16 protein-coding genes are annotated in these 21,622 nt (G+C 61.6%); 3 read left to right on the top strand and 13 right to left on the bottom strand.

From position 1 onward, the window contains the following. The 8 genes from EK373_RS13890 to EK373_RS13845 all read right to left on the bottom strand — a co-directional run. The coding region (locus EK373_RS13890) for a calcium-binding protein (protein WP_232831085.1) at positions 1-3,916 on the bottom strand (3,916 nt) is incomplete at its 3' end. Continuing rightward, complete coding sequence (locus tag EK373_RS13875; protein WP_232831084.1) at positions 3,916-4,278, bottom strand: hypothetical protein; 363 nt, start codon at positions 4,276-4,278, stop codon at positions 3,916-3,918. The genes EK373_RS13890 and EK373_RS13875, both read right to left, overlap by 1 nt. A gap of 9 nt (positions 4,279-4,287) precedes the next feature. Further along, positions 4,288-4,758, bottom strand: coding sequence for a hypothetical protein (locus EK373_RS13870; protein WP_129643214.1), 471 nt, complete (start codon positions 4,756-4,758; stop codon positions 4,288-4,290). Between the two features lie 26 nt (positions 4,759-4,784). Next, a complete protein-coding gene (locus tag EK373_RS13865) occupies positions 4,785-5,090 on the bottom strand; it encodes a hypothetical protein (protein ID WP_129643213.1) in 306 nt (101 codons plus the stop codon). Positions 5,091-5,138: 48 nt separating this feature from the next. After that, complete coding sequence (locus EK373_RS13860; RefSeq protein WP_129643212.1) at positions 5,139-7,769, bottom strand: cupin-like domain-containing protein; 2,631 nt, start codon at positions 7,767-7,769, stop codon at positions 5,139-5,141. A gap of 5 nt (positions 7,770-7,774) precedes the next feature. Next, the gene (locus EK373_RS13855; RefSeq protein WP_129643211.1) at positions 7,775-9,148 is read right to left on the bottom strand and encodes an HlyD family type I secretion periplasmic adaptor subunit; all 1,374 of its coding nucleotides are present in this window, start codon (positions 9,146-9,148) and stop codon (positions 7,775-7,777) included. Between the two features lie 2 nt (positions 9,149-9,150). Next, the gene (locus tag EK373_RS13850) at positions 9,151-11,322 is read right to left on the bottom strand and encodes a peptidase domain-containing ABC transporter (RefSeq protein WP_129643210.1); all 2,172 of its coding nucleotides are present in this window, start codon (positions 11,320-11,322) and stop codon (positions 9,151-9,153) included. Positions 11,323-11,629: 307 nt separating this feature from the next. Continuing rightward, a complete protein-coding gene (locus EK373_RS13845; RefSeq protein WP_129643209.1) occupies positions 11,630-12,112 on the bottom strand; it encodes a winged helix-turn-helix transcriptional regulator in 483 nt (160 codons plus the stop codon). Positions 12,113-12,331: 219 nt separating this feature from the next. Between EK373_RS13845 and EK373_RS13840 the strand changes: the two genes are divergently transcribed. From EK373_RS13840 to EK373_RS13830, 3 genes are all read left to right on the top strand, one after another. Continuing rightward, positions 12,332-13,498, top strand: coding sequence for an MFS transporter (locus EK373_RS13840; RefSeq protein ID WP_198683289.1), 1,167 nt, complete (start codon positions 12,332-12,334; stop codon positions 13,496-13,498). Between the two features lie 63 nt (positions 13,499-13,561). After that, complete coding sequence (locus EK373_RS13835; RefSeq protein WP_129643207.1) at positions 13,562-14,704, top strand: DEAD/DEAH box helicase; 1,143 nt, start codon at positions 13,562-13,564, stop codon at positions 14,702-14,704. A 7-nt stretch (positions 14,705-14,711) separates the two neighbouring features. Further along, positions 14,712-15,164 (top strand): YaiI/YqxD family protein, encoded by a 453-nt coding sequence (locus tag EK373_RS13830; RefSeq protein WP_129643206.1) that lies wholly within the window; start codon positions 14,712-14,714, stop codon positions 15,162-15,164. A gap of 3 nt (positions 15,165-15,167) precedes the next feature. Here the strand turns inward: EK373_RS13830 and EK373_RS13825 are convergent, their stop codons facing one another. The 5 genes from EK373_RS13825 to EK373_RS13805 are packed head-to-tail and all read right to left on the bottom strand — an operon-like array spanning position 15,168 to position 21,581. Next, positions 15,168-16,025, bottom strand: coding sequence for a creatininase family protein (locus tag EK373_RS13825; protein WP_129643205.1), 858 nt, complete (start codon positions 16,023-16,025; stop codon positions 15,168-15,170). A gap of 29 nt (positions 16,026-16,054) precedes the next feature. Beyond that, positions 16,055-17,128: a hypothetical protein gene (locus EK373_RS13820; RefSeq protein WP_129643204.1), complete on the bottom strand. Its 1,074-nt coding sequence runs from the start codon at positions 17,126-17,128 to the stop codon at positions 16,055-16,057. A gap of 1 nt (position 17,129) precedes the next feature. Then, positions 17,130-18,461 (bottom strand): COG4315 family predicted lipoprotein, encoded by a 1,332-nt coding sequence (locus tag EK373_RS13815; protein WP_198683288.1) that lies wholly within the window; start codon positions 18,459-18,461, stop codon positions 17,130-17,132. 18 nt (positions 18,462-18,479) lie between these two features. Continuing rightward, positions 18,480-19,814 carry a DUF1552 domain-containing protein gene (locus EK373_RS13810; RefSeq protein WP_129643203.1) on the bottom strand — a complete coding sequence of 445 codons (1,335 nt, stop codon included), beginning with the start codon at positions 19,812-19,814 and terminating at the stop codon, positions 18,480-18,482. An 18-nt stretch (positions 19,815-19,832) separates the two neighbouring features. After that, entirely contained in the window at positions 19,833-21,581 is a 1,749-nt protein-coding gene (locus EK373_RS13805) for a DUF1588 domain-containing protein (protein WP_129643202.1), read from the bottom strand. Positions 21,582-21,622 lie beyond the last annotated feature (41 nt).

Here is a 21,622-nt window from a genome sequence, read left to right as displayed (position 1 = left end):
CACCGCCGTAGAGGTTGTCATTGCCGGCACCGCCGGTGAGAACGTCGTCGCCCGCGTTGCCATACAGCGTGTCGTTGCCGTCACCACCCGACAGCTGATCGATACCGTTGCCGCCGGTGATGTTGTCTGTACCTGCACCGCCTTCGACGATGTCATCGCCATCGTCAGCGTCGATCGTGTCGTTGCCGTCGCCGCCGTCGACGATGTCATTACCCTGACGAGCGTCGATCGTGTCGTTGCCGGCGCCGCCAGTAATCGTGTCATTGGTGGCATAGCCGATGAGGTTGTCATCACCCGAGGTTGCGACCAGCGATCGCTCCTTGATCGTCGCCACATCCCAGATCGTGCCGTCAGCAAAGCGGATCTGCTCGATCGCGTAGCCGCGCGCCGAGACTCCGTCATTGCTGAAGTAGTTCTGGATCGTGACCTGGTCGGTCGTGCCGACGATCTTCAAGATCAGGTTGTCGCCTGAACGGGTGATCGTCACGTTGCTTGCGAGCACCCCTTCCTTGAACTGCAGCACGTCGACCTTGCCCACCGTTGGATCGGCAGAGCCGTTGTAGCTGTCCGAGTCATTGTTGATCGTGTCCTGACCGTCGCCGATGCCGAATAGATACGTGTCGCTGCCGAAGCCACCCCTGAGGTGGTCGTTGCCCGCGCCGCCATCCATCACGTCGTTGCCGCCCGGCCCGCCGTACTGACCACCGCCGTAGAGGTTGTCGTTACCCGCGCCGCCGGTGAGCACGTCATCGCCCGCGTTGCCATACAGCGTGTCGTTGCCGTCGCCGCCGGAGAGTTGGTCGATACCGTTGCCGCCAGTGATGCTGTCAGCACCTGCGCCACCTTCGACGATGTCATCGCCATCGTGAGCGTTGATGGTGTCGTTGCCATCACCGCCATCGACGATGTCATTGCCCTGACGAGCGTCGATCCTGTCGTTACCCGCACCGCCAGTGATCGTGTCATCGGTCGCATATCCCGTGAGGTTGTCATCACCCGAAGTTGCGACCAGCGCTCGTTCCTTGATCGTCGCCACATCCCACGTCGTCCCGTCAGCAAAGCGGATCTGCTCGACCGCGTAGCCGCGGGCCGAGACGCCGTCATTGGCGAAGTAGTTCCGGATCGTGACCTGATCGGTCGTGCCAGCGATCTTCAAGATCAGGTTGTCCCCGGAGCGCGTGATCGTCACATCGCTCGCAAGCACCCCTTCCTTGAATTGCAGTACGTCGACCTTGCCGACGGTTGGATCGGCGGAGCCGTTGTAGCTGTCGGAGTCGTTGTTGATCGTGTCCTGACCGCCGCCCAAGCCGAACCGATACGTGTCGCTGCCATAACCCCCCATGAGGTAGTCATCGCCCGCACCACCGTCCAGCACATCGTTGCCGCCGGAGCCGCCGTATTGACCGCCGCCGTACAAGCTATCGTTGCCCTCGCCGCCCATCAGCACGTCGGAACCGGCGCCGCCATAGAGGTCATCGTCGCCGGCCTCGCCGTCGAGGAAATCATCGCCGTTCTGGCCGCTGAGCTCGTCGTTGCCAGTACCGCCGATGACGTAGTCCACACCGTCGCCGCCGAACAGACGGTCGTTGCCTTCATTGCCCTCGAGGTAATCGTCGCCGCCGAGTCCGTCAATCCGATCGTTGCCGGCGTAGCCTCTAAGGATGTCCGCGCCACCAGTACCGACGAGCACGTCGTCACCGCCGCGAACTACGTTCAACATCGCGTCGCGCGTGGCGCCTGGCAGCTGCGCCGCTTCGACCTCCAGCGCGTTGACGAACTGTCGTGACAGTGCATCGGTGTAGGGATTGATTCCCTGCACGACATACATGAACTCGGCAAGCTCCGCCGCCGCGGCGGCATCACCATTGGTGAAGCGCTGCGCGAAGTGCTCGCTCACTTCGGTGAAGTTGCCCACCCAATTGCCATTGACTTGAGTGAACGAAGTCATGTTGAACAGCGCGTCGGCGTGACTGTCCACCATGAGCTGCGTGTAAATCGAATTCTCCAGGCCCGCGTAGACATTTATCAGCTGCTGCGCGTATTGCCCGTTGGGCTGCTGTTGCAACGCTGCCTGTCCCCAGAACGTCTCCAGAATGGCCAGATGCTGGCCGTTGATGGCGTTGCCGCGACCGTTCGGAGCCGCATTCTGCGCACCGGCCCACACGATCAATATCTGGCTGACGAGCGCACGCCTCGCCGCCGGATCGCTCTCGGTGACGAACGATTCGACCAGAGCTTGCAGCTCGCCGGTCGTGTCACGAGTCATTGCATCGTGCAACGAGTAGGCGTTGCCGAAGCCAACTGCGTTCGGCAATTCCAGGATGTCGGCGGGCACGTCGGGACCCGACCCGTTGTGCACATCGACTGGAATGGTCTGCCGCCGGTCGGAATCGAACCACAACGTGTTGCTCAGCGCAGTCCGGCCATCCGTGTATGTAAACGAGCTCTGCTCACGGTGCTGGACGTTGTTGCTATCGGTGAAACGATTGCTCGTGTAGCCCACCTGGATCGAGCTGATCCCGAGGTCTGACAAAGCGAGCAGCTCTCCAGATTCAGCGACGCCATTGCTGTTCGCGTCCTGCCAGACGCGCAGCTCGGCAAAGATCGAATCGCTTGCGCTGATCGTCCCGTCGCCATCGGTGTCGAACTCGGCGAGCGCTTCGTAGCCGTTCTCGGCGTACTGGCCATTTGCAAGCAGCGTCTCGGTGCCGAACAACTCGGCGCCGCCGTCGATGTAGCCGTTGTCATTGCGATCGAGCACCAACAGGCCGTCGGTCGCGTGCACCCAGCTGGTCGACTCGGCGAAGCCACTGTTGTCCAGATCGAAATGAACGCCATGCGTGCGCGGCAGTGTCCGGATCGCACCATCGCCATCCAGATCCATTGCCAATGGATCTCGACGCGGAATCGGAGGCGTCGGCGGCGGCGGCGGCGGCGGCACTGGTGTTGGCGGCGTCGGCGTCGGCGGCGTCGGTGTTGGCGGCGTCGGTGTTGGCGGCGTTGGCGTCGGCGTTGGCGGCGTCGGCGTTGGCGGCGTCGGTGTTGGCGGCGTCGGTGTTGGCGGCGTCGGTGTTGGCGGCGTCGGCGTTGGCGGCGTCGGTGTCGGCGGCGTTGGCGTCGGCGGCGTTGGCGTTGGCGGCGTCGGCGTCGGTGGTGTCGGCGTCGGTGGGGTTGGCGGATCCGGATCGTTCGGGTTCGTATCTTCCTCGTTCGGCACGCCGTCGCCATCGATGTCCGAATCGTCGTCGTTGTGTATGCCGTCGTTATCCATGTCCGGATCGGCGTAGTCCGGAATGGTGTCCTGATCGATGTCCTGCTCGTAATCGTCCGGATCCTGCTCGTTCGGCAGACCGTCGTTGTCCTGATCGGGGTCGACTTCGTCAGGCACACCATCGTTATCGGCGTCGTAGCCTATTGGCGTCGCATCGAACTCGTTCGGCGTGCCATCGTCATCGATATCGGGATCCTCGTGATTGGGAATGCCATCGGCATCGAGGTCCTGCGGGACGCTCGGCAAAGACTCCACGTCATTGGCATTATTGCCGGGCCAAAGATCGCCTTCGAAGCCGTCGGTATCGAAGCCCGCCTGCTCCAGCGCCTCCCACACGAAGTCCACGCAACTGTTGTCAGCGACGTCGTACTCCATGTCGAACCCGCTCGCTGCCGGGTCCTGCAGGAAGTCCAGCATCTCGCGGTACTGCTCGTCGGTCAGCTGGAAGTCGCGCTCATAGGAGATCTCCTCGTAGCGCGTATTGTCGTCGTTGATCACGTGCCCCGGCCCGAACAACTCCGGTTCGATCGGCCCGAAACCATAACTGCCGTTGGGCGTATCGATCCACATGTGACCGCCCCGGGATGTTTCGCCGTCGGTTCTGCGAGTGCCCCGGTCGACAATGAACACTGTAATCGTCGGCATTATTCAACTTCCTTTGTTGTGATCTGAGCGACACGGCCTTGTGAAAATTCAACAGTGAACGAGACGGCGCCAGCCGTCGCAAACTGGGTCGAGTTACGAAACGTCATGGCGATGACGCTGGCGTCGGGCTGCAGGGTCTGCGCCTCCAGCACTCGCATCGGGTTGGCACCGCGCGGCCACACGGCCGGATCGGCCTTGACGTGATAGGTGAAAGCGCCGCCCGCGAGCCGCGCCTCGAAGGGCGTCATGCCGACTGCGACAACTCCTTTGAGCACGTTATCGCGATGTTCCTCACGAATCGCCGAGGGATCGTCGGATATCACTTTCTGTGCCAATGCGGCGCGTTTGTTCTCGCTACTCATGCTCATCTCTCACTTCGGACACAGGGTTTTGGGCGGCTGTTGCACGACCAGCTCTGCAAGAGCCGATAGCAACTGCGATGGAATATCCCCGCTCGCAATCGTCAGCTGATATTTGCCCGGCTCCAGAATCGTGCTGGCGATTGCAAAGCTGGAGAGCGTCGGGCTCTCGCCGAAATGCTTGGCGCGAACCGATTTTTGCAACACTGGCTGGGCTGCCTCATTGCGCAACTCCACGCGCATCTCGACCGGCAATTCTTTGTTCACCAGCAGAGCCTCGTACTCGCGCATGCGCCCCTCTCGATGGTGCAGACGCAGAGTCAGCTCGTACACGCAGCGATATTCGATTTCGATCGGCGTCTCCACCGTTCGATTGGCGAGCTCGCGCAACGGCAGCTCGAGGCGCAGCGGCACGGGGTCACGAGACAACCCGCAACCGCTCAGCAGCAAGCAACCGGTGACAGCGAGCAAGATGTATCGCACGACACGAATACCTCGACTTGAAACTTCTAGCATCGAGCGCTGCGAAACCGATGTCTCGCAGTTATCTCCCGTACCGACAGCGTCACGACCGATTCCACAGGTTCAGGCGCCGGGTCTGCCATGGCGTCGACGATCAGCTTCTGCAGCGGCGATTTCGTGTTGCGTTGCTGGAACTCGGCATCACTCTCGAACCGAGCCCCGAAGCCGGCAAAGTCCGATACTTCGCACGCACCCGCGTGCGCCGCAACGGCCGCGGCCGGAGCTGGCGACTCTCCAGCACAAGCAGCGAGCGAGAACAGCAGCCACACCAGCCATCGGCGTACGAATCTCACGCTACGACCTCCTGAGGCGGGAGCAGGGTCCCGGCTCGCGAGCACCACTTATCTGGGATAGTCCGCCGAGAACTGATTCGGCGCGTTGAAATTGGTGAAGCTGACGCTGATGGAAACATCCAGCGCCTCCACGCAATGCCACCAGCCGACCGGAATGAACAGCGACTCGCCCGGCTGCAACAGCACCTCGATCGGGCGCACGTTCTTCATCATCGGGTGACGTTTCTCATCGAAGTTCGGATAGTCCGCAGCGCTGAACACGCCGGTGTCGTTGTAAACGTGTGGGACTTGCATCGCTGGAATCAGCGTCACGCGCTTCCTGCCCAGGATCTGCACCAGCATGTTGTTGGTGAGATCGTGATGGAGCGGCGTGAACGTGCCCTGCGGTCCGAACCAGAAGAAATTGCCGGAGCGAAGTGTCGCCGCCTCGCGATAGCCGGCCGCAAAGTCGCCGACGTCGGCAAACAGCTCCTCGAGGCTGGCCAGGCTGTTGCGAGTATTGTTGGCCGTCATGTAATAGTCGTTGGCGCGCCCGCCGTCCACGACCATCGCGACGAACTCACGCATCAGCATTTTCTTTTTGTGCCGGCCGGAGTTGCGCTCGTATTGCGGATCGCCGTCGCGGCCGAACTGCACTTCGATCTGACGATCGCCGAAAGCGTCGCGCAGATACTGCGGCGTCCACTTGCGAAGGGCTGCCCAGTGATCGACCGCGCCGGTCAGCACCACCGGCAGATGTTTGCTGTAGTACTCACGCACGAACTCGTCAAAGCTCGGCGCCGATCGCACCTCGACCTGTCGGCTGTAGCGCTGATCGAGCGCGGCCAGACGGTCGCAAGTACGCAGCAGCCAATTGCGTTTGCCGAGCGTCTGATAGATATCCTTGCCTGCTTGCAGATAGGGGTGCTGCTGCAGGAGATGCAGCTCTGCCGCAACGGCCACGTGAGAAAGACCCTGCGCTCGCATCGTTCGCTGCAGATCGTGCGGAGCGCTGCCTTTCATCAGGCTCGACGCCAGCCACTTGCGCCAGTTCGCGCTGAGCATGGAAGTGCCGCCCCGCTTGCGCAGCGCCAGCACCGCGCGCTCCTTTAGCAAGTGGTCGTACCAACGATTGAGCTCACTCAGCCAGTACGCGTATTTGTCGCTGCCATTGCGTTTCAATCCGGCCAGCAGGTTGAGATAGAAAACCGTCGTGTAGTGCTCGACCAGCAGCTTGTTCAGCTTTCGTTGCGTCAGGACTTCATAGCGCCGCGCAATGCGTTCCGTCAGATCTGGCGAACTGAGGTTCACCGCCGACAGGTCCTGGTGCACATCGCCGAACTTGCAGTTGCCGAAGTCCAGCACCGCGGTCACGCGCTGATGATTCTCATCGACCAGGATGTTGCCGCCGTGCAGGTCGAAATGGCCGAACACCACATTCCCCGCTGGCACCTGCAGCGCCTCGTGGTTCCGTACGACAACCTGGAGCAGCGCTGTGATGGCTGAATCGGTCTCCGTACTCAGTTGCTCCTTGATCAGCGCCGTCGACAGTTGCCAAGAGGGCGCCGGGTGAATGCCCGCCTGTGCCGCTTCGTCGGCGCCGATGGAGTGCAACGTCACCATGACCTGCGCCAACTGCGCAGCCAGTGCATTCTTGTGTTCGTCGGAGAGTTTCTCGTAGCGCGCCTTATCGAACACGCCGCCCGGCAACTTCGCAGATCGGGCCAAGAGCAACGGCGATGTATGAATGCTGAGATCCGGCACTGCGACCTCGAGCCGCTCGCGCACGAAGTTCGTTACGGCTTGCTCCAGCTGGATGCCTGTCACACCGCGCGCCGGCCGAGGCAATTTGACGATGTAGGTTTCGTTGATCTCTGCGACCACACTCTCCTGCGTGCCGCGGAACAAGCGGACGGAGCGCACAGGCTCGTTCGGAAACACACTCTCATAGGCCCGCTGCACGGAGGTCTCGTGGGTGTTGCTCAGGTATCCATCTCGCACCGCAGGCAATCCCCGGAACGATTTCTTGCCCGGCTTACCTTCGCACAGACACATAGTCCGTTTGGCGTAGGTCGGATCATCATCGGACTGCCGCGATAGAATCTCGACGCTCGAGTACAGACGGCGCACGAATGTGAGCTGCTCCTGCTGCTGTTCCTCGCTGCCATGCGCCTCGAAGATCATGGTCTTCGTCAATTCGGTGCAAGTCTCGAAGGCCGCCTGCCAGCGCTTGACCCACAGCGACAGATTCAGGAAGAAACATACGTCGACCGGCTCGCCGAGCACGAAGTCGCGCAGCATTCCCAGATCTTCCTTGTCCAGATCGAAGGCGTAGAAGCTCAAGTTGTGCGCGCGATTGACCGCGCGCAGCGTGTTCGCAGCGTTGATGCACTTGATGTTGAAGTCGACGCCGACGCCAAGCTCGATCTTCGGCGCCAGTGCGTGCAACAGACCGCCGTTCGAGCAGCCCACATCCAGCACCCGCTTGCCCGCAAAATCGTAGCCGGCAATCTTCGCGAGCCGCTGTTCCGGATCGCGCTGACCCTTGAAACGCTGACCCTCGATCGATACCGAGTGATAACCGGCATAGAGCTCGCGGCTATCGAACCAATCCTTGTTGGATTTGGAATAGTCGAGCACGCGCAGCGCCGACTCGACCCCGCGGCTGAGCGGGACCACATCTTCTATTCTCTTGGCCATATCGGCTAGCGCTCCCTCGCGGCCTCGTGCAGTGACTTACTCACCGGAGACAACAGATATTCCATGACGGTGCGGGTGCCCTGTTTGATTTCCGCTGCGACGTGCATTCCGGGCACCAGCGGCCAGTGCGAATCGCCGGCGACGAGTTGCTGGCTTTCGAGCTTGATCACGGCCTTGTATGGAGAGATGCGAGAACGCTCGCTGGTCTCTTCATCGGGCGAATCTTCTTCATTCGGCGTCGGCGCCGCATCGGCGGCGATACGCACGACCGTTCCATCCACCATGCCGTATTTCTGGAACGGAAACGCCGCCAGCTTCACCTTCACCGTCTGGCCCTCGCGCACGAAGCCGACATCCTCGTTGGCGACCATGACCTCGGCCACCAACTCTTCATCGACCGGCACCAGGCTCATGAGCACGGTGCCCGCACTGACGACGGCGCCCACCGTGTACGTCACAACGTCCTTGATCACGCCATCCTGCGGCGCGCGCAGCTCGCTCAGCTCGCTGCGATGGTCTTGTTTGGCAAGCTCCTGCTCTGCCCTGGCCAATGCGGCCTGGGCTTCCACACGTTCGGTCAACAACTGTTCGCGATACTGGGAAGTCACGCTTTCAATGCGAGCCTTCGACGCGGCCACTCGCGCCTCCAGACTCGCTACGGTGCGACGCTGGGACGCGAGATTTTGTTCGACATCGATGCGCTCCCGCAGTTTCTCCGCCGATTGAAACTTCGGCACGAGGCCGCTCCTGGCAAGCTCGGCGAGCGACTCGGCTTCGCCGCTCAGTATGGGCAATACCTGCTCCAGCTTGACGACCTGCGCCCGGGAGCTTTGCAGCTCTTCTTCAGCCTGGGCGAGCGCCGAGCGTTCCGCTTCCAATGCGTTCTGATACGTTCGGCTGCGTGCACGGGCCTGCATCTCGACCTCGCGATACAGCCCGCTCGCGACCTCCCCGGCACGCAGCGACATCTCGCGCCCGCTGATTTCGGCTTCGATACGACGCAGCTGCAAGCGGCGGAACTGCACTTCGTTGGCCACGATGGTGCGGTCGGCGGCGGACATCGTTGTATCCAGCCGCAGGAGCAGTTGCCCGGCGCGCACATGATCGCCCTCGCGCACCAGGATCTCCTTGACGACGCCCGAGTCGGCCGGCTGCACGATCTTCAGATACGTGCTCGGCACCAGCTTGCCTTGCGCGGTGGCGACGATGTCCAGCTTGCCGATGAACGACCACACGATCAGAACCGCCACCAGGATCATCAGAACGTGCAGCACCAGGCGCGGCAGCGGCGCCGGCGGACGTTGCTGGACGGCGATGATCTCGGGCGCGAAATCCAGCGCCGCCGTCCGTGGGTTGAAGCGCTCCCAGCTCCATTTCATACTCAAGCCTCTGTCGCAGGACCGTCAGCGGCGCGTCCGCGAATGATCTCGAAACGTTTCTCTTCGCCGCCGGGCTTGCCGATTTCATATACCGCATCGAGCTTGAGCGAGCGCGGCAGCTGATGCGTGATGAACACGATCGTGACCCGACCCTTTAGCGAGTTGATGGTCTTGCCGAACTGCTCCGCGGTGTGCGCATCCAGGCTGCTGATCGCCTCGTCGAAGATCAGGACTTTGGGACGTTTCAACAGCGCGCGAGCGATCGCGATCCGCTGGCGTTGCCCGCCCGACAGCCCGACGCCGCGCTCGCCGATGACTGTCTGATAACCTTTCGGCAGTTTCTCGATGACCTCGTGAATCTCGGCCATTCGACACGCCTGCACGATCTGCTCGAACGTCGCGTGCGGATTGGCGAGCTGCAGGTTTTCGTAGACCGTGCCCGAGAACAGCACGGTTTCCTGCGGCACGACGCCGAGGTGCTGACGCAGCTCGTTGGCGGAGAGATAGCGCGTGTCGCGATTGTCCAGAAGAATCTGGCCTTCGGACGGCCAATAGAACCCCTGCAGCAGTTTCGCGAGCGTGCTCTTGCCGCTGCCGCTCGGTCCCATGATGCCGATACATTGTCCGGGCTGAGCGGTCAGGCTCAGTTTCTCGTACAAGAAAGGCAGTTGTTCGGAATAGCGAAACGCGATCGCCCGCATCTCCAAACGCCCGGCGCCGCCGCTCACATCACGCTGCGGAACGACCGAGTACGGCTCGGTGGGCGCATTCATCAAATCGCCGAGCCGGCGCACGGAGATATCCGCCTGTTGAAACTGCTGCCACAAGCCCACCAACCTGAGCAACGGCTGCGACAGCCGCCCAGCAAACATCTGAAAAGCCACGAGCATGCCGATCGTGAACTGCGGCTGCTTCATCACCAGATACGCGCCGTAGCACAGAATCGACAAGGTCATCAGCTGTTCGAGCAGCTGCGCGAGCGTGTGATACGTGTTGCCGAGCTGCCGCGTCTTGAACCCCGCGCTCATATAGGTTGCGAGCATGTCGCCGAAGCGGCGTTTCAGCTGCGGCTCCATCTGCAACGACTTGAGCGTCTCCATGCCGGAGATGTATTCCGTGAGAAACGCCTGGTTGCGCGCGCCTAGCAGGAACTGCTGATTGAGCCGGTCGCGCAAGATCGGTGCGACCGCGATACTGAGCGCGATGATCACGCCCAGAATCAGCAGGCTGAGCAGCGTGAGCGGCACGCTGTAGTAGAACATGATGGCGAGGAAGATCAGGAGGAACGGACAGTCGAGCAGCACGGTGACCGCGGCGCTGGCGATGAACTCGCGAATCTGCTCGACGCCTTGCAGTCGCGCCACGACCGTGCCGGTCGGGCGGCTCTCGTAATACCGCAGCGGCAGCTTGATCAGGTGCTCGAAGACGCGGGAGCCGAGCACGGCGTCGATGCGATTGCCGGTGTGCAGAATCAGATACTGCCGCACCCAGGACATGATCGAGGAGAACACCATGAAAGCGGCCATCGCGACGCCGACGACCACGAGCGTATTCATCGTGTGATGAACCACGACCTTGTCGATCACGACCTGGGTGAACAACGGCGTAGCTAGCGCCATCAACTGGATGGCCAACGACGCGAGCAGAACGTCGCGCCATATCGACCGGTACTTGAGCAACTCAGGCACGAACCAGCGGAACCCGAAGGCCCGCGAGGCTGCGCCGTCCTGCTCTTCCGTCGTCGCCTTGGCGGCCGGGGCAGCGAAGAACACTTCGCCCGCAAACATCTCCGCAAAGGAACTGCAAGGCAGCGTGCTTGGCGCCGTGTCTCCGGCTTTCAACAACAGCACACGCTCCGCGTCCGCTTGTAGCACAAGTGTCGGCCGCGGCTCGTCGCTTGCGCCTCCGGAGCGAACAAAGGCAATGCAGGGAAAAGCCCAGCTGCGCACGTCCCCCGCCTGCTCCGCCCGCAGGCCGCACTTCAAACCGAGCTGACCTGCCGCTTCGATCAGCGTCAGCGTGGTGTGCGGACCGGGATACTGGCTAGCGACGAGCGCGTGATCGAACGGCTGGCGATGGAGCTGGCAGAGACTGGCCAGACACCAGAGGAACTCTTCGACCGAAAGTGCCGTCGCAAGCGGGCCGGGGTGTGCTGGTTGCCGTTTCCACTGCATGCGCCATCCGTGACGTTATTCTGCGAGATCATCCGCTGATTCCCGAACGACGCATCGCCTTCGTTGATTCTGATTGCGATGTCCCCGGCGGCTGTATCTGACCGCAGCGGACACGACGTGTCAAGCCCGATGCAGTTGCAACTATCCCTGAATGTTTCCTCAGCGAAACCAGCCAGCCCAGTACCCTCACATGCGGACGAGTCAACGGCGTTGACATTGCGGCACCACTCTGGTGGGCATAGACTCGCTCGACCGCTGATTGGCAAGCGCAACCTCGCCCGTGTTTCAAAGCAATGAAGGCTCTGGTTCAACGAGCTGCCTTGCGTTTGCGCGCTCCAGATTTTTCACCGACCTTCTGAACGCGCGCGTCATTCCAGCGAAGCACATGGCCATCTCTCGACCGCAGCTCGAGTTGAGCGACAGGCGCGTTCTTCGCCGTATCGACCAGCCGCGAGCGGTGCTCGCCCTTTTGGTACAAATGACCTTCACCCCACTGGCGAAGCGCGACGACGACGAGAAACAAGCCGCGGCCCCGCTCCGTCAGGACGTAGTCCCGATACACGCTGCCGTCTGAAGCCGGCTCCGTCGCGAGGACGCCGCGCTCGACGAGATCGCGCAGTCGGGCCGCCAACATTCCTTTTGCGATGCCCAGTCCTGACTGGAAATCACTGAAGCGGCGCACGCCGTCGAAGGCGTCGCGAATGATCAGCAGCGACCATCGGTCGCCGATCACGTCCAGCGCACGAGCCACCGGGCAATCCGCCTCTGCCAGGCTGATCCGCTTCGCCATCGGGCGACCTCCTGAAGCACACCATGGTGGTCCTAAAATAGAACTAGACTTGCGGATCTGCAAGTGGTCTTAATATAGGACCACCAAGCACCAGGCGAAGCGAGCATGACGGCAGCGGCAGGCAGAGACATCGAGACCAACGGCGCCGGAGCGCGTCAGCCCGGCCAGGCCTGTGGACTGACACCCACCCTGCTGCTCGTATTTGCCATCACATGCGCAATGAGTGTCGCCAATATCTACTACGCGCAGCCCCTGCTCGATTCGATCTCCGCCGCCTTTGCGATCAGCCCGGCCTCGATCGGACTCGTGGTTACGCTGACGCAGGTGGGCTATGCGCTCGGCCTTCTTTTCATCGTGCCGCTCGGCGACCTGGTCGATCGCCGCAAGCTGGCCGTCGGGCAAACATTCCTGTCAGCAATCGCGCTCGTCGTTGTCGGCACGGCGCATCGCGCCAGCGTGCTGTTCGGCGCGATGATCGTGGTCGGACTGCTGGCCGTAGTGGTGCAGGTTCTCGTTGTCTCTACCGCCACGCTGGCCACGCCGTCCAAACGCGGACGCGCCGTGGGTTTCGTCACCAGCGGCGTCGTGATCGGAATTCTCTCGGCCCGCTTCGTATCGGGGGTTATCGCCGATCTCGGGGGTTGGAGGACCGTTTATCTCACCTCCGCTGTGTTGATGTTAGTCATGAGTGCATCGCTCGCGTGGCTCCTGCCGCGCAATGCCACCATGCCGACCTCCGAAAGCTACGGAACAGTACTACGCTCCATTCCAACGCTCTTCCTGCGCGATCCGGTTCTGAGAGTCCGCGCCGTCCTGGCTCTCCTGGTTTTCGCAAGCTTCAGCACGCTTTGGACCGCAATGGTCTTGCCGCTGAGCGCAGCGCCTGTATTTCTCTCGCACACCGAGATCGGTCTGTTCGGGCTGGCCGGATTGGCGGGCGCTCTCGCCGCGAGCGGCGCGGGCCGTCTTGCCGATCGTGGACTGGGACAATGGACAACCGGAATCGCGCTGGTCCTTCTGACCTGTTCCTGGCTGCCAATCGCACTCCTGCACTCCTCGCTCATTGCTCTAGCCATCGGCGTCGTCTTGCTTGATCTGTCCGTGCAAGCGGTCCACGTGACCAATCAGAGCCTCATTTTTGCCGCGCACCCTGAAGCCCGAAGCCGCCTCGTCGGTGGGTATATGGTGTTCTATTCCATCGGCAGCGGCATCGGCGCGATCTCGGCAACGACAATCTATGCGTTTCTCGGTTGGCTCGGTGTCGCTATTCTCGGCGCGGCCTTCAGTGCAGCGGGTCTCGTGTTCTGGTGGCTGACCCGACACATCGGACAGCGCGGAGCAGTCAGTTCTCCTTGTACGGATGGCGCTCGATCCCTCGCAGCTTGATGGACGCCGTGCCTGCGTCTCTATAAGATTCCCGCGGCTTCGACCGAAAGATGCTTTTGATCCATGACATTCATCGAGCTGCGGCTAGCGCCTGAACTGATTGCCGCGCTCGAGCAGCAGCAGATCAGCCGCCCCACCCCGATTCAGAGCGCAGCGCTGCCGGTCTTATTGGACGGGCGCGATGCATACCTACACGCGGAAACCGGCACCGGGAAAACGCTGGCATACCTGCTGCCGATTTTCTGTCGACTCGACATCGATCAAGCCGTCACTCAAGCGGTGATCCTTGCGCCGACGCACGAACTGGCGATTCAGATCCATCGTCAATGCTGTGAGCTGGCGCAAAATTCCGGTTGGCCGGTGCGTTCGCTGCTGCTGATCGGCGGGACGTCCACCGATCGACAGATCGAAAAGTTGAAAAAGAAACCGCACGTAGTGGTCGGCTCACCTGGCCGTATCGCGGAGTTGCTCGGCAGGGGCAAGCTCAAGGCACAGCACCTTCGCACCATCGTCATCGATGAGGCCGATCGGCTGCTGAGCGAAGCAAGCCTGCTTGCCGCTCGCGCCATCGTCCAGGCCGCACCACGCACCCGGCAGCTGATATTCGCGTCAGCAACGCTGGAGCGGCAGAGCACAGAGATCGTCAAGGAGTGGGCGCCGGAAGTCCTCATGCTCGAGGCGCGCGCCGCCGCGGTCAACGAAAACATCGAGCATCTCTACCTCGTGTGCGAGGAGCGGGACAAGCCAGATGAGCTGCGCAAACTTTTGCGTGCGCTCGCGCCGGAGCGCGCCATCGTTTTCGTCCACCGCAACGACGCAGCCGAGAAGGTCGCGCTCAGACTGGCGCACCATAAGATCCCCGCCGCCGATCTGAATGCGGCGCTCGGCAAGGAGGATCGCAAGCGCGCGATGGATGGTTTTCGCAAGGCGGAGATTCAAGTGTTGATCGCCTCGGACATCGCCGCTCGCGGCTTGGACATCAAAGGCGTCACGCACGTTTTTAACTTCGACGTACCCACCCTGAGTCAAGCGTATCTGCACCGCGCAGGCCGCACTGGCCGTGCTGGCGCCAGGGGACTGGCGGTCACACTGATGACAGAGGTGGAGACCAGGTTGGTTCGGCGCTACGAGGAAGAGCTCGGCATCGAGATGCGGTGCGTGCGCATGCGTGACGGCAAGATGGTCCCGGCAGGATCGAGAAGCTGAGCCTCCGATGCAGATCTGGGTCGACGCTGACGCATGTCCAAACGCGATCAAAGATATCTTGTTTCGTGCCGCTGAGCGCGCGCGCGTGCAAGTCACACTGGTCGCAAACACGGCGTTGCGGATCCCGCCTTCGCCCTACCTTCGCCTAGTACAGGTGCCGGCCGGATTCGATGTTGCGGACAAACGCATCGTTGAGCTGCTCGCTCCGGCGGATCTGGTCATCACCGCCGATATTCCGTTAGCGGCGGCGGCGATCGAAAAAGGCGCCCACGCCCTGAACCCGCGCGGCGAGCTCTACACGAAGGACAACATTCGTGAGCGGCTGGCGATGCGAAACTTCATGGACGAACTGCGAGGCAGCGGGGTTGCAACGGGCGGGCCCGGCGCGCTCAACCAAAAAGATCGTCAGGCATTTGCAAACAGCCTCGATTCGTTCTTGGCAAAGCGCGCGCGTGGATAAGGCTCAGCGGCTGGCCTGAAGCGCCTTGATCTGCTTCACCGCCGTCTCGACCTTGTAGTCGAAGAAGCGCTTGCCGATCTGCGCAGTCGAGCGGCGGGCGTCGCCGGTGATGCCGTTGTTCAGCGGCTTGTAGCCGGGCTCGGGCTTCTGGCCGCGAGGGCGCACGGGATCACCCAGCGCATTGGCGATCTGATCACGGCGCACATATTTATTATCGGTATCGAGATACAACATCAGCGAGGTGTCGAGGATGCCGGCGTGCGCACCTTGCGGGTAGCCTTCCTTGACCAGGATGTCGCTGAACTCGCGATTGGCTTTGGTGTAGCTCTCGTTCGCGTAGAACACGCGCACGCCATTGGCCTTGTGTTTGTCGTCCAGCTTCTTCGCGACCGAGGCATACACACCGTCCGGTCCCTGACCGCCACCGCTGTCGCCCATCAGAATCACAGTCTTGAAGCCGCTGACGATGGCGTCCTCGGCGAGCTGTTCCAGCACCGGACCGAGCAACGTCACGGGCAGATCGAGGCTGCCTGGTAACTCCGCCGACATGCCCGTTGGCGAGAACGGCAGCACCGGCATCGCGATGGCATTGCCGAGCTTCTCGGCGATGGCCTTCACGATGGGACGCGCCATCATGTTGTGGCCGCCCAAGGCGTTCTGCGGGCCACGCTGCTCGACGCCACCGGTATAGAAAAGCGCCGTGGTCTTGCCGGCCGCCAGGGCCGCTTTCAATTCCGGCCACGTCATGTATTCGAGTTCGATCGAGGAGTTGGCCGCATCCGCGCGTGCAGGCTCCGCCTGCATGACGGCAATACCGGACAACAGAGTCAGGGCGACGAGCGCACTACGATAACCGCGCATGTGTTCAGAAATTTCCCGTTGAATGTGGATCAATGCTTGGCATCCGACAGCTGCTGCTGGTCGGCGTCCGGATGCGAAATGAATGCCTGGACCATGTCGAGCGTGAGCGCCGAGGAAATGGCCGTCATCTCGCCCTTCTCGTTCGGATAAGCATCGGCCATCTTGCGCAACGCCCAGTAGAACTCCGCCGGATCCAGCCGCCCATAAGAAAGGTGGTGAGTGGACCAGGCGGTGAGCCACGTGTAGTAGCTCTCCACGTCCATGTAGCCGGCAATCAGGCCATTCGCCGCCTCGGGGGTGAGCTTCAATTGCAGGCGCATGTCGCGCCAGTTCAGCAGCGTTGGCACATCGTTATAAATCGCCCAAGGATAGATACCTTCCTTGATCGGCTCGGTGGTCAGCACGCCCGCGACAATCTTGCCCTTCAGGTGCTGAATGATCGGCTTGCCCCAGCGCATATCGATACGCTGCGTGCCGCCCGGAGCTACACCTTCACCTGTAGCGTCCAGCAATACCGGATCGCGGCCGCGATAGATGGTCACGGTAACGTTGTCTGATTTGGTCAGACTGTCGACGTTCGTGATCTCGATCAGCGTGCGATTCCAGGTCGAGGTGCGGACGAACTTGTTACCAAACAATTGCAGCTGGCCTTCGGGCCGGCGGAACTGCGCATTGCAGCCGAGAACTTTCTGCAGCGCGTTGTCGATGCCCTGCTCCCCCGTTGCACTGACATAGTCGTTCGGTCCGACCTTGCCGTCGAGGTTCACGCCGACACCGAGCGTCGCCTTGGAATAGATGTAGGGGAACTGCATCGGCTTGTCGTTGGGGAAGAACTTCAGGCTCTCCCGGGCGAGCTGGGTCTTTTCGACCGGACCGCCGTTCGGATACAGCTCTTTGAAAGTTTCGCGCGGCCCATAGCCGGCCAATCCTTCGGGGCAGTCCTTGTCCACATCCTGAGTTTGGTGAAATGCCCAGTGCAGGTCGGTGGTGACGTAACCGATGGTGCGGGTGTCTGCGATCGATCCGCTGCCATCTGCCAAAGCAAAGCTCGCGGTCAAGCTCGTCACCGCCAGCGCCGCCAACGTCTTTGTTACGTGTCGCATATCAGATCACCCGAATCCAAAATGCCCGGAAACCATTGCGTCGCCCCTGCCACTCGCCCATCGAGTGACCGCGGAATTCGCCGGGTTGTTTATCGCCTGAGTAGGTGTACACCGGCCGACCGCGGAAGGCCCACACGCGTACCGAACCGGCCTGCCCGGCAGACACCTGGCGATCGGTTTTGGGATCAACAGAGATGATCGACCACACGCGGCTGTCGCTTTTCTCACCCGCTGCCGCCGGTACGAAATGCCACAGCTCATGGCAGCGCGCCCAATCCCCGCCGCCGCAAATAGCCATGCGGTACTGCTGTGGACTGTCCAAGGTATCGCACGATAGCTGGTCCGCCGAATCGTCCCCGCAGGTATAGAAATAAACTGTCTTGCCGCTACGTTCGGCAAGCACATCGCCATAGGTGGTGTTCTGGACGGTGAACGACTTGGGGTACTTTGCTCCCGACTGTGCGTACACGTTGTGCCAGCCCGGTTCGTCACTGCCGTCATAGCTCATCGGGCGGGTGTCGCGGATGTGCGTGTACAGCGGCTGTTTGCGGAACGCCCACTGACGCACACCGGTCGAGCGCTCAACCACCGACCACTCGCCCTGCGGCTGCGCCGTTTCGGGCGCGAGTATCGGCAGCCAGCGCTGCAAACAAACATCCGTGGTGCAGTTGGATTTGTTCGGTCCATCGGCTTCGGACACATAGACGGAGTAGCGCTTGTCATTCACCAGCAGCCGGCCGTTCAGTGTGCCTTCCACGCGAAAGCCCGGCGGCAGATCCGTTGGCGGTCCGACCGGCGTACGCTCGGCCGGAGTATCGCCGCCCCTGCGGAACATGCTGGTACCGCCCAGAGTGTCCCCGGGAGATTGATCGAGGTGCGAGGTGTACAGCGGCTGATGGTCATAGGCCCACTGCAACGTGCCATCGCTGCGCTTGATGATGGTCCAGTCGCCCACCGGCTTGGCTTTCGCATCGGCGGCCACCGGCGGCCACAGCGCTACGCAGCTCTTGCGCGTATCAAGATCCGGCAGGTCCAATCCGCCTGGATACGGGCTCATATAACCACCGGTCTTGGTCGTGACCTTGTCCTCACAAGCCGACTTGTCCTTGGGATCGCCTGCGTAACCGTTACGCAACGAAGCGATGGGCCACTTATATAAGGTGCGCCCACGCGAGTCTGCGAACACCGGCCCTTCCAGCTCGGTGGAAACCACCTTGAATCCCGGCGGCATCGGCACCCTGACATACGCTTCACGGGCAGACGGTTCCGCCGCCGACGCGCAGCCCATGCCTAACGCCAGCAGAATCCCCGTCACTCCAACTAGTCGTCTCATTTGCTCATCCCTTCGAAGTCAGACCAGAATCTCGCTGATTTCCTTCGAGGTGTTGTTCGACTGAGTCCCCCAGGAGGGAATATCGACACCCAGGGTCTTCATCATGGTGTATCCCAGGCGCGTGCCGGGCGTGCCGCCGCCATCGATGTGCAAGCCGGTCTTGATCCTGCCGCCGGCGCTGCCGGCAGAGAACATCGGCAGACCGTCGATGGAGTGGATCTTGGCGAAGGACTGATCCGTGGATGCATAGATCAGCATGTTGTCCAACAACGTTCCGTCGCCTTCCTTGACCTTCGCGAATGCTTCGACGAAGTACACCCACTCCTCGAAGCCACGGCGCAGGAACCAGGACACCATGGGCTGATAGCCCAGCTTCGGATCCAGCGGCTCTTCGTGCGAGGCCGTGTGGTGCGGCTTCTCGTAGCCCGCCTTGGTCGTGGACGAGAACGACTTCGAGTAGGTCGCATTGAACACGCGGGTCTGATCGCAGGCCACGGCCATGACCAACAGGTCGGTGAACAAGCGGTGACGTTGAGCCACCAACTGGAAGTCCACGCCGGTGGCCAGCTCCGGCGGAAGTTTCGGCTTGACACAGGCTTCCCGCGGCTCGGGCTTTTCCAACTGCCGATCCAGCTGGCGCTCGAGCTCGCGCAGGTTGGTGAAATATTGCTCGATGCGAGCCTTGTCTTCCGCGCCCACCTGAGTCATCAGTTTCTTGGCGTCCTCGCTGACGCTGGACAGCACGCTCTTGCGCACCAGAATGTTCGGGCTGGGCTTGAAGTCCTTGGCGTTGGGATCCTGGTAGTCGGCGCCGAACAGACTCGAATACAACGCCAGCGGCGAGCCTTCGGCGTTGTTCACCGAAGTGGCGCTCTCATAGCTCTGCGTGTCGCGCGGATCGCCGGTGGCTGTCACGGTAAGCATCGGGAAACGCGTGGTCGTGCCGATCTTCTTGGCAACGGTCACGTCGATGGTCTCGCCCGGCTTTGAATTCTGATTCAACGGCGCGCTGCCACTGCGAAGAATGACCCAGCCGGTGGTGTGACACAGGTTGGGAGCAGCGTCGCGGAAAGCGTTGTAGTTGGTGTACAGGTTCATCTTGTCCCGGATCGGCGCGAACATCGCGATCTCTTCGGGCAGATCGAAACCCGGACCGGTCTTCTTCGGTACGAAAATGGACTTGCTCATGCCCAGGCCCCAGCTCCAGGTGCCGAAGCGCTGTGGGATGGGCGCACCGCTGGCAAGCGCGGTGCCGTTGTCGTTCAAGAAACAGTTCAGCAGCGGCAGGCCGACGGCCACCGCCGTGCCGTTGAACATGCCACGCAGTACACGGCGTCGAGTGATTTTTTTCATTCGAATAGCTCCTGAAGCTTATTGAGCCGCAGTCTTGATCGCCGGAACCGGCGCAGCGGGAGGTTCGGCCACATTTCCAAAGGCAGGACTCAACACGATGGCGCGCAGCAGATCGGGGATCCGATAGCCGGAAGCCTCGAAACGTTTGTTGAGATATTCCAGTTGTGGCTTGTCGACCGCGGTGGTCATGCCACCCACCCCATAGCCATACATCCGCTTGACCAGGCAGGTGGGCAATCCAGGATGATCGTGCAGGGCCTGCGCAAGGCCTTGCGGGTTGTTGAACGCCTTGCCGTCCAGACTCCCGCTGGCATCGATGGTCACGCCGCCTTCGCTGGTCCGGTACTGCCCTGCTCCGTCGAAATTCTCCATCGCCAGGCCGATGGGATCGGTGATCTTATGGCAGCCCGCACACACCGGATTGGCGCGGTGGGCCGTCAGACGCTCACGGGCAGTGTGCAGGTTCGCATCCGGATCTTCGACCGCGGAGAAATCTACATTCGGCGGCGGTGGCGGCACGACCTGACACAACAGCGTCTCACGCAATGCCTTGCCACGCAGCGTCGGTGAGCTGCGACCCGGGTGCGAGTGCAGCGCCAGGAAGCTCACGTGATTCAAGATGCCCGCACGCGGACTGTCCTCAGGGAACGCATAAGGCGCCCAACCCGGAACTGCAGGAACGTTATAGACCGATGCGAGTGCCGGCGACATGAATGTGTCGCGGGTGGTGAACAGATCTCGATAGTCACGATTGCGCACGATCAGGTGGTCGTACGCCGTGCGCAAAGTCTGTTCGCGAGCATCCTTCAACACGGCGCCGCTTTCCCTGGAATAGACCATGCCGTCTTTCGCCAGGGAATCGAATTTGTCATAGGCGAGCATATCGTCGAAGAACGCCCGAACGCCGTGCTCCACACGTGGGCTGGACAGCATCATCTCGACCACGCGCGCGCGTCCGGCGGGAGTCTGGATCTCACCGCTTTCGGCAGCCTTCAACACCGCATCGTTCGGAACAGAATTCCATAGGAAGAACGACAGGCGCGAGGCCAGGGAATATGCATCGAGGCGGCGCTGCCCGGGGCGCGCCGGGTCCGGCTCGGTGGTATCGACCACCATCAGCACCATGGGATCGATCAGCATGCCCTCGAGCACGCCCGCCAATCCGGCATAGAAATCTTTTAGATGCTCGGCGCCTTGGTGCGCCTTGCCGACCCAATCCGCCACCTGCGCATCGTCCAGCGAACGGCGGAACAACAACCGGCCGGTGGAACGAATGAACTTCGCCGCGCAAGCGTCATCGGGAGCGTTATCCGCTTTCGGCTTGCACGGCACGAGATAAGAACGGTGTGCCGGCAACTCCTTGCCGATATCACCTTTGTCCACCACCTGAGTGGCGATGGACGTGGCCGCGCGCTGTAACTGCATCAACTGGCCGCCGGGGATACCCACCGAGCCGGCAGTGGTGGACAGCAGACCATCCGGCGCGCGCATCAGAGGAGGAATCGGCGTTCCTATCTGAATATCGCTGCCGAACACATCGGCAATCATGTTGGAGTACTGCTGCGCCGTCATGAAGCGCGCGCGAGGCACGCTGCCGACATCCACTGGACCCAAGTCAGCAGCGGGTTGTGTATCAGCCGAGCGCTGATCCGTCATGTAGTTGGCGCATCCTGCGATGCCGAGGACGAGCGCGGTCGTCAGCCCCGTCCAGAACAAGCCGCCGAACCTTCCCAGAGATCGGATCCGTCGAGTTTCAACCGATTGCACCTACACTCCCCTCCGTCATGATCAAGAGATCGTCGCAGACG

Source organism: Peristeroidobacter agariperforans (assembly GCF_004138335.1).
In the GTDB taxonomy this organism is placed as follows: Bacteria; Pseudomonadota; Gammaproteobacteria; order Steroidobacterales; family Steroidobacteraceae; genus Steroidobacter; species Steroidobacter agariperforans.
The sequence above is the reverse complement of the archived record's forward strand: the minus strand, read 5'-3'. Positions and strand labels throughout refer to the sequence as shown.

Excerpts from the sequence above, each read along its gene's own strand:
- EK373_RS13875 (WP_232831084.1), bottom strand. The coding sequence starts at position 4,278 with ATGAGTAGCGAGAACAAACGCGCCGCATTGGCACAGAAAGTGATATCC.
- EK373_RS13860 (WP_129643212.1), bottom strand. The coding sequence starts at position 7,769 with ATGGCCAAGAGAATAGAAGATGTGGTCCCGCTCAGCCGCGGGGTCGAG.
- EK373_RS13855 (WP_129643211.1), bottom strand. The coding sequence starts at position 9,148 with ATGAAATGGAGCTGGGAGCGCTTCAACCCACGGACGGCGGCGCTGGAT.
- EK373_RS13850 (WP_129643210.1), bottom strand. The coding sequence starts at position 11,322 with ATGCAGTGGAAACGGCAACCAGCACACCCCGGCCCGCTTGCGACGGCA.
- EK373_RS13845 (WP_129643209.1), bottom strand. The coding sequence starts at position 12,112 with ATGGCGAAGCGGATCAGCCTGGCAGAGGCGGATTGCCCGGTGGCTCGT.
- EK373_RS13840 (WP_198683289.1), top strand. The coding sequence starts at position 12,332 with ATGAGTGTCGCCAATATCTACTACGCGCAGCCCCTGCTCGATTCGATC.
- EK373_RS13835 (WP_129643207.1), top strand. The coding sequence starts at position 13,562 with ATGACATTCATCGAGCTGCGGCTAGCGCCTGAACTGATTGCCGCGCTC.
- EK373_RS13830 (WP_129643206.1), top strand. The coding sequence starts at position 14,712 with ATGCAGATCTGGGTCGACGCTGACGCATGTCCAAACGCGATCAAAGAT.
- EK373_RS13825 (WP_129643205.1), bottom strand. The coding sequence starts at position 16,025 with ATGCGCGGTTATCGTAGTGCGCTCGTCGCCCTGACTCTGTTGTCCGGT.
- EK373_RS13820 (WP_129643204.1), bottom strand. The coding sequence starts at position 17,128 with ATGCGACACGTAACAAAGACGTTGGCGGCGCTGGCGGTGACGAGCTTG.
- EK373_RS13815 (WP_198683288.1), bottom strand. The coding sequence starts at position 18,461 with ATGAGACGACTAGTTGGAGTGACGGGGATTCTGCTGGCGTTAGGCATG.
- EK373_RS13810 (WP_129643203.1), bottom strand. The coding sequence starts at position 19,814 with ATGAAAAAAATCACTCGACGCCGTGTACTGCGTGGCATGTTCAACGGC.